Here is a 13,201-nt window from a genome sequence, read left to right as displayed (position 1 = left end):
CGGTTATTCACGGTCCTCCGCGGTGGAACGGCGGCGCAGGGCGAACAGCAGTCCGCCACCGGCCAGAACGACGACGGCGATGCCGACGCCGACGAGCACTCCGGTGGAGCTGCCCGAATCCGAGGAACCGCTCGCCGAGGCGGCCGGGACCGCCGACCACCAGCTCCAGTAGCCGTCCTGGCCGTAGATGTTGCCGGCGTCCGAAGGCATCGTGGTGATGGAGGCGATCTGGTCGGTGCGGTAGGCCTCCACGGCGTTCGGGTACGCCATGACGTTCATGTACCCGGTGTCGTACAGCCGCGACTGCATGTCCTTGACGAGCGTCGCGCGGGCCGCGGGGTCGTACTCGGCCAGCTGCTTCGCGTAGAGGTCGTCGAACTGCGGGTCGCAGATGAAGTTGTCCGTGGCGGCCGATTCCTTGGCCTTGGCGGGCAGGGCGCCGCAGGTGTGGATGGAGAGGACGAAGTCCGGGTCCGGGTTGACCGACCAGCCGTCGAAGGCGAGGTCGTACTCACCGGCGTACCAGGGGTCCGAGACGTTGTCGAGGCAGTCGACCTTCAGGCCGACGCCGAGATCGCCCCACCACTCCTGGAGGTACTTGCCGACGGCCTTGTCGTTCGGGTCGGTGGCGTGGCAGAGGATGCGCAGGTCCAGCGGCTTGCCGTCCTTGCCCACCCGCTTGCCGTCGGCGTTCTTCTTGTACCCGGCCTGGTCGAGCAGGGAGGCGGCGCGGGCCGGGTCGTAGCTCAGCTGCTGGGCCGCCGCGGGCTGCCACTGGTAGGCGGAGAAGCGGGGCGGGATGTACCCGGCTCCCTCCACGGCGTGGCCCTGGAAGACCTTGTCGATGATGGTCTTCCGGTCGACGGCGAGGAAGAGCGCCTGGCGGACCTTCTGGTCGAGCAGCGCCGGGTTGCCGTCGCCGAACTTCTGGCCGTCCTTGGTGCGCGCGCCCGGGTTGGTGGCCAGCGCGTAGAAGCGGCGGCCGGGGCCCTCGTTGACCTTGATGTCCGGCGCGCTCTTGAGCGAGGCCGCCTGAGCGGGCGTCAGGCTCGGGCTGCCCGCGACGAAGGAGACCTCGCCCTTGCGCAGGGCGGCGACGGCCGCGTCCTGGTCCTTGTAGTACCGGAACACGATCTCGTCGAACTTGGGCGAGCCGCGCCAGAAGGTCTTGTTGGCCTTGAGCTTGACGTAGCTGTCGACCTTGTAGTCGGTCAGGATGAACGGTCCGTCACCGACGATGGGGAACTTCGTGTCGTTGTTGAACTTCGAGAAGTCGGCGACGTCCTTCCAGACGTGCTCGGGGACGATCGGCACGTCGAGCGCGGCCATCGTCGCCTGCGGTTTCTTCAGGGTGACGACGAGCTTGTCCGGGCTGGGCGCGGTCACCTTGTCGAAGTTGGTGACGAAGGAGCCGTTGGCGGTGGCCGCCCCCTCGTCCTTCATCATCGTGTTGAAGGTCCACGCCGCGTCCTCGGCGGTGACCTTCTCCCCGTCCGACCACTTCGCGTCGGACCGTATGGTGTACGTCCACGTCAGCTTGTCGGCGGACGGTTCCCACGAGGTGGCGAGACCCGGGACGGCGTGACTGTCCTTGGGGTCATAGTTCGTCAGGTAGTCGTACATGAGCCGCAGCACGCTGGTGCTCAGCAGCCGCTGCGCCAGGAACGGGCTCAGCGAGTCCACGCTCTGGGCGACCGCGACGGTGAGGGTCGTCTTCCCGGAGTCGGCGTGGGCGGGTGAGGCGGCGAGCGGAGCGGGGGCGCCCGGTACGAGCGATCCGGCGGCGAGCGCCAGCGCGGCGGCACCCGAGGCCGTGAGGAGGCGCAGACGATGGCCTGGCCGGGCGGAACGGACGGGACTTCTTGTGACCATGGGACGTCGACCTCGCGTCATGACTCGCTTGTGGGGCGGCGGGTAGAGCAGTGGTTCGCCAACTGGTGAAGCGAAGGTTTATCAGCGGCGGCCAACTGGAGTCAACGGTCGGCGAAACGGCGTGTGGGCTGCGGGAATACGCAAAAGGCCCGCACCGTCACAACGGTGCGGGCCCTCATTGGTCTAAACCACTTCGGCCTACTGGCGGGGCGGCGCGGGCGGCGGCTGCTGCCACCCCGGGGCGGGCCACGGGCCGTCCGGACCGGGCGGACCCGGCCGCTCGGGCTGTCCTGCCTGGCCAGCCTGCCCCTCCTGCGGGGGCGGTCCGCCGTACGGCTGCGGAGGCTGGGGCGGTCCCTGCCGCCAGCCGTTGTCCGGCTGCTGCGAGTAGGACTGCGGCGGGTACGGCGACTGCGGCGGCTGCTGTCCCCCGTACGGCTGCTGCCCTCCGTACGGCGACTGCGGCGGCTGCTGTCCCCCGTACGGCTGCTGCTGATACGGCTGTTGGGGGTGCTGCTGCGGCGGGTACTGCTGGTACCCGGGCATCGGCGGCGCGTACTGCGGCGGCGGGTTCTGGCCGTCGGCGGTCCACAGGCCCTGCTGCTGCTGGGCCCGGGCGAAGTCCTCCGCGACCAGGGCGGAGAGATGGAAGTACGCCTCGCGCGTCTTCGGCCGCATCATGTCCAGATCGACCTCCGCGCCCGCCGCCAGGTGCTCGTCGAACGGGACGACCACGACACCCCGGCAGCGCGTCCGGAAGTGCTGGACGATGTCGTCCACCTTGATCATCTTTCCGGTCTCGCGGACCCCCGAGATGACGGTCAGGGAGCGCTGCACCAGGTCGGCGTAACCGTGCGCGGAGAGCCAGTCCAGCGTGGTCGACGCGCTGGACGCACCGTCCACCGAGGGCGTCGAGATGATGATCAGCTGGTCCGCCAGGTCGAGCACCCCGCGCATCGCGCTGTAGAGCAGACCCGTGCCCGAGTCGGTGAGGATGATCGGGTACTGCTTGCCCAGCACCTCGATCGCCCGGCGGTAGTCCTCGTCGTTGAAGGTCGTGGAGACCGCCGGGTCCACGTCGTTGGCGATGATCTCCAGCCCGGAGGGCGCCTGCGAGGTGAAGCGGCGGATGTCCATGTACGAGTTGAGGTACGGAATCGCCTGGACCAGGTCGCGGATGGTCGCCCCGGTCTCCCGGCGCACCCTGCGGCCGAGCGTCCCGGCGTCCGGGTTGGCGTCGATGGCGAGGATCTTGTCCTGCCGCTCGGTGGCCAGCGTCGAGCCCAGCGCCGTGGTCGTCGTGGTCTTGCCCACGCCGCCCTTGAGGCTGATCACGGCGATGCGGTAACAGGAGAGCACCGGCGTCCGGATCAGTTCGAGCTTCCGCAGCCGGTCGGCCTCCTCCTTCTTGCCGCCCAGCTTGAACCGGCTGGCGGGGGAGGGGTTCCGGCTGCTCTTCGCCTTCTGCTTGCCCCGCACCAGCCGGTCCGAGGAGAGCTCCACGGCGGCGGTGTACCCGAGGGGTGCGCCGGGCACCGAGCGCTCACGCTGATCGTGCGTGACCGGGGTGGGCCAGGCGCCACCGGCCCGGGGATCGACGGGCTGCTGCACGGGACCCTGCTGCGGGGTCTGGCCCTGCTGGGGCACCTGGGCCTGCTGGGGCACTTGCCCCTGCTGGGGCGCCTGGGCCTGCTGGGGTACGAAGCCCTGGGGGGCGTACGGGTGCTGGGGCTGCGGGGGACCCGGCGGGTAGCCGTACCCGGCCTGCGCGTCGGGCGCCTGCGGGGGGAGAGGCGCCGGCGGCCGGGGGGCCTGCGGGGGCTGAGGGACGTGCGGCTGCTGGGGGAACCCGTAGCCGCCCTGCTGCGGTACCTGCGGGGGGAGCTGGCCGCTCTGCGGTGCGTACGGCTGGTACGGCCCCGGCGCCTGCGGGAAGCCGTAACCGCCCTGTCCGTACGGAGAGTTGTGCGGCGGTGGAGGCGCCGGCAGCTGGGGCGCCTGCGGGGGCTGAGGGATCTGCGGCGGCTGAGGGATCTGCGGCGGCTGCGGAGCCTGCGGGAAGCCGTGACCGGCGTCGGGGCGGCCGGCGGAGGGCGGCCACCGGGGCGCCTGCTCCGGGGCGTTGGGCTGAGGCCCGGCCGGGTGGAAGGCGGGCGGCAGCGGGGGCAGCGCGTTCGGCGGCTGGGCGGCCGGAAGCGCGGGGGACCAGGGCGTGGCCGACTCGTCCGCCGAGGCCGAGGCGTCCGGAACGCGGGCGTCCGTGGGCGCGGAGTCGGCGGGTGCGGAGTCGGTGAGGGCCACGACCGAGTGGGCCGCGTCCGCCGGGCTCTCGGTGGTGGGGCTGCCGAAGGGGCTTCCGGTGGGGTCTCCGGTGGGGGTTCCGTCCGCGTCGGAGGAGCCGTCCGCGTCGGAGAAGCTGTCCGCGTCGGAGGAGCCGGCCGTGTCCGTCCCGGTGGTGTCCGCCGGAGTCCGGTCCGGGCCGGACGCGTCGTCCGGCGCAGGCGCGTCGTCGGGGGCCTCGGACGCCTGAGGGGCGGGTGGGAGTGCGGGAGGCGTGGAGGCGGTGAAGGCGGACGCCTCGTCCGTACCGCTCGTGGAACCGACGGCTCCGGCGTCGGCGTCGGGCCCGTCGGTGCCGGAGCCCGCACCCGTACCGGCTGCGGCGGCTGCCGCGGCGGCGGCCTCGGCGTCACGTGCGGCGAACTCCCGCTTCAGCGCCGCCGCCGAGAAACGCATGGTGGTGCCGCTCTCCACGTCACCGCCCCCGAACGGCGGCGGGGTGGCGCCGGTGCTCGGCGCGGACTCGACCGGGACCGGCGGCGTGGGCTGCACGGGGGGCGCCGGCTGTACCGGCGGCGCGGGAGGGGCGGTCGTCCAGGCGTGCTCGACCCCCCCCTGGGACGGCAGACCCGGCACGGAGAGCGGAGACCCGTGCGGGGGCGGCGGAGTGGGAGGGGTGCCGGAGCCGGCGGTGCCGGAGCCGCCCGAGGTGTCGCCCGCCGCGTTCTGCGTGTACCAGGCGGGCGGGGTGTAGTCGATGGTGAACTCGCCCGTCAGCTCGGCGGGATCGGCGTCGGACGACTCGTCGCCGGGCGTGTTCCATCCCTCGCGCATCTCGTCCCGATCGCTGTTCACTATGCCTCCTGGTGTGGTCGAGCACCCTTGTGCCGCGGTGGGCAGGGGCGACCGTCTCCCGTTGTCCGGAACGCCCGGCTCTCCCTCCGGGGACGCGCACCGCACGCCCGAAGGTACCGCGACACGCCCACACCCCACCCTAATCGCCATCAGGGCCCCTATGTCAGGCCGTACCCGGGGCAGTGCACGGTCCGATCCGTCACATCCGCCCGCACCGGGCCGAGTCGGCCCGCGCGCGCACCACGAAGGCGGCCACGACGGCCCCCCGACGGGTGGACGCGCGAAGGGGGCGGCGGCCCGGCCGGGCCGCCGCCCCCTACACGGCACGGTCACTACTTCAGGTCGAACTCCCCGTCACGGGCGCCGAGTACGAACGCCCGCCACTCCGCCTCCGTGTAGCGCAGCACCGTCTCCGGGTCCAGTGAGGAACGCATCGCGACCGCGCCCTCCGGCAGGTGCGCGATCTCGACCCGCTCCTCGTCGTTCTCGGTGCCGGGGGCGCTCAGCCACACGGCGTCCGTGATGTCGAGCGCGTAGAGCTCGTCCTTCTCCTGCTGGGTGCCCATTGCGGCGCCCCTTTCGATCGAACGGTGACGTAGGGGTCCATGGTCCACGGAATACCTTCGCCCGGAGGCGGGAACCGGCCGGATCCAGGGCCTTTCGCCGAACCGGGCCCGCTTTCCCGGGCGGGGTGCTAAAGCGTGTTGCGGGACAACCCTTTAGTCCATCCGGCGGGCCGTGCCCAGCAGTCCGGTCTCCGCGTCCGTCGCGCTCGTCATCACCCAGTGGTGCTCACGGCCCGACACCCAGAGAGTCACGCCGTCCGCCAGGGTGGGAAGGGCCTCGGTCTCGACCGGCGAGAGGCTGAGGATGCGGCCGATCTGATCGGCCTCGGCGGGGGAGACCCGCTGGACGCCCACCAGCGACGAGGACCGCATCAACCGCGGGGCCACCGGGCTCAGATAGGGGAGCAGCGTCAGCACGGACTGCCACGGCGACGAGACGACCCGACCGCGGGGCGGCCGCATGCCGCAGTCCCGTACGACGACCACCGGACTGCCCACGGTCGCACCGGTCGGGGGCACCCGGCCCACCTCGTGCAGGGAGACGCACTCGAGTCCCGCACCGGCGGCCTGCGCCAGTGCGGTCCACGCCTGGGTACGCCCCGTCTCCACCGCCACCCGCGCGCCCGTGCCCGCTGCGCGCAGCGCCAGTACCTGAGCCGTCCACAGACCGCCGATGAGCAGGACGTCGTACGGGGCCGGGCGGTGGAACCCGATGATCTGCGGGCGGTTCTCCGCGTCGTTGCCGATCACCACGCCGTCGTCGCCGACGGGCAGCGCCAGCGCGCCCAGATGGTCCGCCGCGATGGAGTGGCCCGCGTGACGCGGACCCCGCAGCCCGTGCCGCGACATGATCCGGCTCACTGCGCGCCTCCCAGCGGAAGAGTGGCGAGTACACCGGGTAGCTGCTCGCGGTCCAGGCGTACGAGACCGACCTTGGCGACCCGGGCCGCCTGTACCAACGTCCTGCGCACGCTCACCAGTTCCGTGTCGGAGCCCCCGGTGATCCGGACGTGCCCGGCCACCGACACCGCCCCCTGGTGCGCGCCGCGCCGCACGGTGAGGCTGAACGTCGTGGCGTACGCCGGTACCGAGGTCAGCAGCGCCACCAGCTTGGGCAGCGGCGTCGCGCCGCGGCCCAGTTCGGGCCAGCGATCGACGGCGTACGTCGTGTGCCACCGGTCGTCGCACCGCCACACCCGCGCGGTCTCCTTCGTCCGGCGCTGCGTCGCCGCCTCCTGGCGCACGGCGCGCGCCGACTGGATCGGGTTGGCGCAGGCCGACGTCGCGACGGCCGTGTTCAGCTCCTCCTGGTCGAGGACCGTCGCCTTGAACCCGGCCCCGCTGATCCGGCTCGCCACGTGGTCCGCCATCCGCACCAGGCAACGCTGGGCACCGGCGACCCCGCCCCCGCGCGCCTCCACCGCCTCGCGGCAGAGTTCCGGGTCGAGCTTCACCGCCACCCACGTCATCCGCAGCGCCGGAGCGCCGGTCTGCTCCTGCAGGGGGGCGTACGAGAGACGGGCCACCGACCGGGCCGGAAGGTGCGGCGCCGGGGCGCAGCGGACCTGCTGCACCAGCTGCGCCGACTCCAGCACGATGTCGTCCACCTCCAGGGCCTCGCCGAGCAGCGTCAGCGGAAGCGCCCGGGCGCCGAACGCCGGGCGGAGCGCCTCGCCGCTCGCCTCGACCCGCACCACGGCGGTGAGGAAGGTGCCGTCGCCGAGCATCCCGACCGTGCGGCGCTCCCGGTCGATGTAGACGAAGGGGGCGAAACCCGGCACGCTCTCCACGATCGGCCCCAAGGACGCCTCCGCGTCCGGCGCGTGGCGTACCGGCATCCGCTGCCGGGAGCGCAGCGCGAGCGCCGTCGACAGCCAGTCCTGCAGAGCGGTACCGCGCCGCCGGATGACCGCGACCACGACGAGGACGCCGGCGACCACCATCCCGGGGACCATCCACATCCCGCCGAGTGCCGCTCCCACCACGGCCGCCGCCAACGCCACTTCGACCAGAACCAGCTGCCGCAGCAGCGGGCTGACCCGGCTGGTCCGCGAGGCCGGCCGCAGCACCGCGGAGGCAGGCGCGGCGGATGCGGCGGATGCGGCGGAGGTGGTGGCGGCGGGTTCGTTCCCGGGCCGCCGTCCGCGGCGTTGCCGTCGGGAAGTGCCGGACGCATCCGCGGTCCCCCGGCCCGTACGCTCGCGCGTCGCAGTGCCCATCGCCGTGTTGCCCCCTCGTGTCCCTATTTAGCTTTGTCCCGCGGGTGTTGACCGGGCGATCACCCTACCTGAGGCGTGTCCGCGCACCGTCAACAGGCATAGTAGGGGCGCCGGTGCGACAACTGAATCCGCAAACGGATGTGGTTATCTGGTCGCCCGTCGGGGAGAAGGGGCAGCGGATCATGGCATCAAGGCGGGACGAACTCAACGCCTACACCTTTGCGAAGCGGAGGTTGATCGCGCAGTTCGTGCAACCCCACCCGAGCGGTTCCGAGGAGGGCGCGCCACGCCCCCTGCGGGCGGTGGTCCCGGGAGCCGTCACCGGCGTCGTGATCCTCGCGGTCTTCGGCGCCTGGGGCATGTTCAAGCCGGTCGCGCCCACCGGCTGGGACACCCCCAACGAGAACGTCATCATCGCCAGCAAGTCGACGACCCGTTACGTGGTCCTCAAGACCAACGGTAAGACCCAGCTCCACCCGGTCCTCAACATGTCCTCCGCGAAACTGCTGCTCGACCCGGAAAAGGGCAAGGTCATCAACGTCGCCGAGTCCGAACTGGACAGCGGCGAGATCCCGCACGGAGCGACCCTCGGCATCCCCTACGCCCCCGACCGCCTGCCCGACAGCGGCGACGCCGGCGCCGCCAAGCGCTGGGCCGTCTGCGAGCGCCCCGGCGAAGGCGGCCGGGCGATCCAGAAGGCCGCCTTCGTCTTCGCCGAGCGTGAGGAGAAGAAGACCGAAGGCACCCAGCGGCTCACCGCCGGAGAGCTGATGTACGTCGAGGGCCCGGACGGCGTCCGCCACGTCGTGGACGCCCAGGGCCGCGCGTACACCGTCGACAAGGCGGACGAACTGCTGCTGCGCACCCTTGTCGGCGAACGCCGCACCCCGCAGCGGGTCTCCTCCGCCTGGCTGGCGACCCTGCACACCGGCGATCCCGTCACCTTCCCGTCCGTTCCCGGCACCCCCGGGGCGAGCGCGGGAGTGGGCGGCGAGCTCGACCCCGCGCTCGACAAGGTCGGCATGGTCCTCGAAGCGACCTCGGGCACCACCACCCAGAAGTACGTGGTCCTGCAGGGCAGGGTCGCGCCGGTCTCCGAGTTCACCGCCAAGCTGCTCCTCAGCAGCCGCGACCTCATCGGCCTCGGCCAGGCGGGTACCGCGAAGGCGGTCAGCGCCGCCGCCATCGCACCGGGCCAGGCCTTCGGCGAGGACAGGAAATGGCCGAAGGACGCACCTCGCGCCGTCAACTCCGCGAGCACCACGAGCGGCAGCCGCAACACCGTGTGCAGCGTGCTGCGCGCGGTGGACGGCGACACCGGAGCCACCACCCTCTCCACCTGGGCGGGCACCGGCTTCCCCGCCACCCTGCCCACCGGTTCCAGCAGCGCGTACGTCACCCCGGGGTCGGGCCAGCTCTTCCGCCAGTTCAAGGGCTCCGACACCTCCGCCGGGTACCTCTTCCTGGTCACCGACACGGGGCTCCGGTACGCGATGCAGTCCAACGGCGACAGCGCGCAGGGCGACTCCGGCATCGGCGAATCCGGATCGGCCGAGGAGAAGGCCCAGCGGCTCGCCGAGGCGCAGCAGTCCCAGAACCGGCTCGGGTACGGGAAGGTCACCCCGGCGCCGGTACCTGCGGCCTGGTCCGAGTTCCTGCCGACCGGCCCCCGACTGTCGACCGCGGCTGCCCGCCAGCCGCAGGGCTCCTGAGAAGGGCGGCGGACCGTCATGACCCCCCTGGAGAACCCCGCGCGGCCCGCGCGGCCCTCGAACGTTCCGTACGTCTCGCGGCTTCCGAAACGGCGTCTGCTGACCGTCGCCGCCGCGACCGCGGTCACTCTGGTCTCCGTACCGGTCCTGCCCGCCGTCGCGGACGACGCGACGCAGTGCACCTTCCCCTCGAAGCCGTACGCGGGCCGCCCCTGGTCGCTCCAGCGTGTCCTGCTCGACGAACTCTGGAGCCGTTCCACCGGGAAGGGCGTCCGGGTTGCGGTGATCGACACCGGAGTCGACGTCAGGAACCCGCAGTTGAAGAAGGCCGTCGACACCTCGGCGGGGATCAACCTGATGGACAAGGGCATCAAGGACGAGAACGGCGAGCCCATCCCGCGCGGCAAGGAGAACGGCACGACGGACACCGTCGGCCACGGCACCAGGGTCGCCGGCATCATCGCCGCCCGGGAGGCGGAGGGCACCGGCTTCGTGGGCCTCGCCCCCGACGCCACGATCATCCCGATCCAGCAGAACGACGCCGAGGGCCACGGCACCGCGAAGACCCTCGCCGCCGCCATCGACTACGCCGTCGACACCGCCCACGCCGACGTCATCAACATCTCCCAGGACACGGCCAACGCCGTCGAGCCCGAAGCCGCACTGCGCCGGGCCGTCGACCACGCGCTCGCCGCGGAGGTCGTCGTCGTCGCCTCGGCCGGCAACGACGGCCTCGACGCGACCGACAAGAAGACCTACCCGGCCTCGTACCCGGGCGTGCTCGCGGTGGCCTCCTCGGACCGCAACAACGAGCGCGCCGGCTTCTCCCAGACCGGCGACTGGGTGGGCGTCGCCGCCCCCGGCGTGGACATGGTCTCCACCGTGCCTGCCGGAGGGCACTGCGCCGACAACGGCACCAGCTTCTCGGCCCCTTACGTCGCGGGAGTCGCCGCTCTGATCAAGGCCAGGCACCCGGAGTGGGAGCAGGAGGAGGTCGTCGCCCAGATCGAGCAGACCGCCGAGCGGTCCGTCGCCGGACGGGACCGCCTGGTGGGCTGGGGAGTCGTCGACCCGGTCCGCGCGCTCACCGAGGACGACAAGCCGGTCAAGGAGCCGGCCGCACGCGAGGGAATGACCCGCGCCGAGGCCCCGACCCCGGCCGAACTGACCCTGGGGGAGACGGCCGAGGAGCGCGACGCCCGTCTCGCCACCTATGTCGTGGTGGGTGCTCTGGTGCTGGTCGCCGCGATAGCCGGAGTCGCCGTGGCGCTGCGCGACGCGCGTCGGCGCCGGGTTTCCGGGGCATGAGGTGACGGGGCTCCCGCCATCTCCGTTCGCACGGCGGGCGGTTGGAAAGATCATGCCGGTTCGGTCTGTTTCTCGGGAGTGTCCATCGGTAAGTCACATGACTGACAACACAGTTGGAGCCTCCGGGGGCTGTGGATAGAGTATGGGGATGCGATCGCCGTGGGGCGTTCCGATGCGATCGCAACGCAGGACCGTTTGTGCAAACGAGAACAACGGGGGAAAGGCAGTCACCGTGCGTCCAAGTGATGACGGAGGAAGCTCGACCGGCGGGAAGGCCGACCTCGAGCATGGCGTCGGCGCGTTGGAGCGTTTCAAGCAGAGGGTGGACGTACTCCTCGGCGACCTGGAGAGCTCGGCGGCCGGTCGCACCAAGATCGGCGCCCAACAGGTTTCCCGCACCTCGTTCAGCGGCGGGAACACCGGCTTCGCCGAGGCGGACGCGCTGTACTCGCAGTACAACCGCGTCCACGAGTCGCTCACCTCGCTCTCCAGGACGCTGGGCGACCAGATCGAGTACCTCAGCCTCGGTGTGCACGCCGCCGCCGTCGGCATGGACAACACCGAGGACGAGGTGCGGCGCAGGTTCTTCGTGGTCAAGGGCCGTCTGGACAAGGAACACGAGCGGACCAAGTACGAAGACGTCCACGACGACAAGTCCGACTCCGGGTGGGCAGCCGAATGACCGACGAGAACCAGCCGGAGCGGACCCCGGCCGAACAGCAGGAGTACGACCAGGGCCGGGTCAAGGCCCAGATCTTCGGTACGGACATCACCGAGCGGGTCCGCGAAGTGGCCGGGTCCTTCTTCGGCGGCTCGGGCCTCCCCGCGGGCCGGACCTCCTTCGAGCACCGCGACCTCAACGCGATGATCGACCTGGTCGAGCACTCCAACCCGGCGGACCTGGAGGCCGCCGGACAGGAGCTCTACAAGGCGCGGGACGCGATCAGGGAAGCGGCCAGGGAACTCGGCGACCACATCGCCGCCGTGGACTGGAAGGGCGAGGCGAACACCGCCTTCCGCGACTGGGGAGCGGGCCTGGTGGCCCACGCGACCCGGCTCAGCGACTTCGCCGACTCGGCGGCCACCCAGATCACCGTCGCCGGTACCGGCCTCTCCTCCGTCAAGAGCTCCCTGCCGCCCCGCGACACCCGGGCGGTCCGCAAGGACGTCAAGGACATCCCGGCCCCGGAGCGCCTCGACAGCAACCCGGAGTACGCGGCGGCCAAGCGGGTCGAGGAGCACCGGCAGGAGGCCATCAACCAGGCCAACCGGCTGGCCTCCTACTACTCCGTCAGCGCGGAGGTGCTCGCGACGCAGGAGCCACCCCGGTTCGACATGCAGCTGTCGGTGGACATGCCGCGTCCGACAGGCTTCCAGAAGGATCCGGCTGCCTCGTCCGGTTCCTCCGGTCACACGGGCGGCACCCCTGCCGGGCACTCCACAGGCACCGGCGCGGTGAGGTCGGTGACCGGCGAGGTGAACAGCCCGCCGGCTCACCACACCACGGAACTGGGCACATCCACCAAGCCCGTCGTGGACACCAGCACGCGCACCGAGATCGACAGCGTCGCCGCGCCGCCCGCGCCTCCCACCACGCTGCCCGGCCCCTCGCCCGTGTCCCCCGCCACCGGTGGAACCCAGGGCCCCGGCACCACACCGTTCCCTCCGACGGGTCCCCTCGGCACCAACGGCGTGACCGGTGGCTCGAAAGCGGTCACCGGGAGCACCAGCGGTCCGAAGGGATCCGCGCGGACCGGCGGGCCCTCGGGTGGAACCACCTCGGCGACCCGGCGCACGGCCACCGGGAACCAGGGGCGGACCGGTGGGTCCCAGGCCTTCGGGCGCACCACCGGCACGGGGAGTACCTCGCCGGCCAACGGCCGGTCCGGTGTGACCGGAGGCCGTCCGGTGGCAGGACAGAGCGGTTCGGGCGCAAGCTCCACCCCTCGGGCCGGACGCGGCGGCATCACAGGCGGGACGCCCCAGCAGAAGGCCTCCGGTACCGGCACCCCGGGTGCGCGCACGGGCGGTCGCGGCACGGTGATCGGCGGCCAGAAGACCGGCTCGGGCGGTGCGTCCGCGAGGAGCACCGGTCAGCGTGGAGTCATCGGCAACGGCGGCTCGGCGGCTCGGCCGACCGGTCGGGGAACCACGGGGCAGAACGGCGTCGTGGGCACCCCGCGCGGCCGTTCGGGCGGCAAAGGCTTCACCTCGGGAGGGGCAGGCCTGGTACGACCCGGTGGGCGCCAGGAGCACGAGGACGAGGACGAGAACAACACCTCGACGCGGCCCGACTACCTGACGGAAGACGAAGAGACCTGGACGGCCGGACGGCCCGAGGCCGCACCACCGGTGATCGAGTAGGCACGTGGAAGGTTCGGAAGTCAGG

General features: G+C 72.0%; 9 protein-coding genes. 4 read left to right on the top strand and 5 right to left on the bottom strand.

Features of this window, described 5'->3' with window-relative positions:
* Positions 1-3: 3 nt before the first annotated feature.
* The 5 genes from ACFZAX_RS16910 to eccE form a co-directional block, all read right to left on the bottom strand.
* Positions 4-1,872 (bottom strand): ABC transporter substrate-binding protein, encoded by a 1,869-nt coding sequence (locus ACFZAX_RS16910; RefSeq protein ID WP_390962335.1) that lies wholly within the window; start codon positions 1,870-1,872, stop codon positions 4-6.
* Between the two features lie 198 nt (positions 1,873-2,070).
* Positions 2,071-5,007, bottom strand: a complete 2,937-nt coding sequence (locus tag ACFZAX_RS16905) for an SCO5717 family growth-regulating ATPase (protein WP_390962333.1) — start codon at positions 5,005-5,007, stop codon at positions 2,071-2,073.
* A 332-nt stretch (positions 5,008-5,339) separates the two neighbouring features.
* Complete coding sequence (locus ACFZAX_RS16900; RefSeq protein WP_327178295.1) at positions 5,340-5,573, bottom strand: DUF397 domain-containing protein; 234 nt, start codon at positions 5,571-5,573, stop codon at positions 5,340-5,342.
* A gap of 153 nt (positions 5,574-5,726) precedes the next feature.
* Entirely contained in the window at positions 5,727-6,422 is a 696-nt protein-coding gene (locus ACFZAX_RS16895) for a hypothetical protein (protein WP_390962593.1), read from the bottom strand.
* Between the two features lie 8 nt (positions 6,423-6,430).
* Positions 6,431-7,792 (bottom strand): type VII secretion protein EccE, encoded by a 1,362-nt coding sequence (gene eccE, locus ACFZAX_RS16890; protein WP_390962331.1) that lies wholly within the window; start codon positions 7,790-7,792, stop codon positions 6,431-6,433.
* Positions 7,793-7,974: 182 nt separating this feature from the next.
* Here eccE and eccB point away from each other — a divergent pair, with 182 nt between their 5' ends.
* The 4 genes from eccB to ACFZAX_RS16870 all read left to right on the top strand — a co-directional run bounded on the left by eccB (position 7,975) and on the right by ACFZAX_RS16870 (position 13,176).
* Complete coding sequence (gene eccB, locus ACFZAX_RS16885; RefSeq protein ID WP_390962329.1) at positions 7,975-9,504, top strand: type VII secretion protein EccB; 1,530 nt, start codon at positions 7,975-7,977, stop codon at positions 9,502-9,504.
* A gap of 18 nt (positions 9,505-9,522) precedes the next feature.
* Positions 9,523-10,812 (top strand): type VII secretion-associated serine protease mycosin, encoded by a 1,290-nt coding sequence (gene mycP, locus ACFZAX_RS16880; RefSeq protein ID WP_390962328.1) that lies wholly within the window; start codon positions 9,523-9,525, stop codon positions 10,810-10,812.
* Positions 10,813-11,044: 232 nt separating this feature from the next.
* On the top strand, positions 11,045-11,494 hold the full coding sequence (locus ACFZAX_RS16875) for a hypothetical protein (protein WP_390962327.1): 450 nt from the start codon (positions 11,045-11,047) through the stop codon (positions 11,492-11,494).
* Entirely contained in the window at positions 11,491-13,176 is a 1,686-nt protein-coding gene (locus ACFZAX_RS16870) for a hypothetical protein (protein WP_390962326.1), read from the top strand. The genes ACFZAX_RS16875 and ACFZAX_RS16870 overlap by 4 nt, the downstream gene beginning before the upstream one ends.
* The last annotated feature ends 25 nt before the right edge of the window (positions 13,177-13,201 follow it).

Origin of the sequence: Streptomyces sp. NPDC008125 (assembly GCF_042957125.1) — a bacterium.
GTDB lineage: Bacteria > Actinomycetota > Actinomycetes > Streptomycetales > Streptomycetaceae > Streptomyces.
Note: the sequence above shows the minus strand (reverse complement) of the source record. Positions and strands in the feature narration are given on the sequence as shown.

Bases quoted from the DNA above. Each gene is read 5' to 3' on its own strand.
- ACFZAX_RS16895 (WP_390962593.1), bottom strand. From the start codon at position 6,422: ATGTCGCGGCACGGGCTGCGGGGTCCGCGTCACGCGGGCCACTCCATC.
- eccB (WP_390962329.1), top strand. From the start codon at position 7,975: ATGGCATCAAGGCGGGACGAACTCAACGCCTACACCTTTGCGAAGCGG.
- ACFZAX_RS16910 (WP_390962335.1), bottom strand. From the start codon at position 1,872: ATGGTCACAAGAAGTCCCGTCCGTTCCGCCCGGCCAGGCCATCGTCTG.
- mycP (WP_390962328.1), top strand. From the start codon at position 9,523: ATGACCCCCCTGGAGAACCCCGCGCGGCCCGCGCGGCCCTCGAACGTT.
- ACFZAX_RS16900 (WP_327178295.1), bottom strand. From the start codon at position 5,573: ATGGGCACCCAGCAGGAGAAGGACGAGCTCTACGCGCTCGACATCACG.
- eccE (WP_390962331.1), bottom strand. From the start codon at position 7,792: ATGGGCACTGCGACGCGCGAGCGTACGGGCCGGGGGACCGCGGATGCG.
- ACFZAX_RS16870 (WP_390962326.1), top strand. From the start codon at position 11,491: ATGACCGACGAGAACCAGCCGGAGCGGACCCCGGCCGAACAGCAGGAG.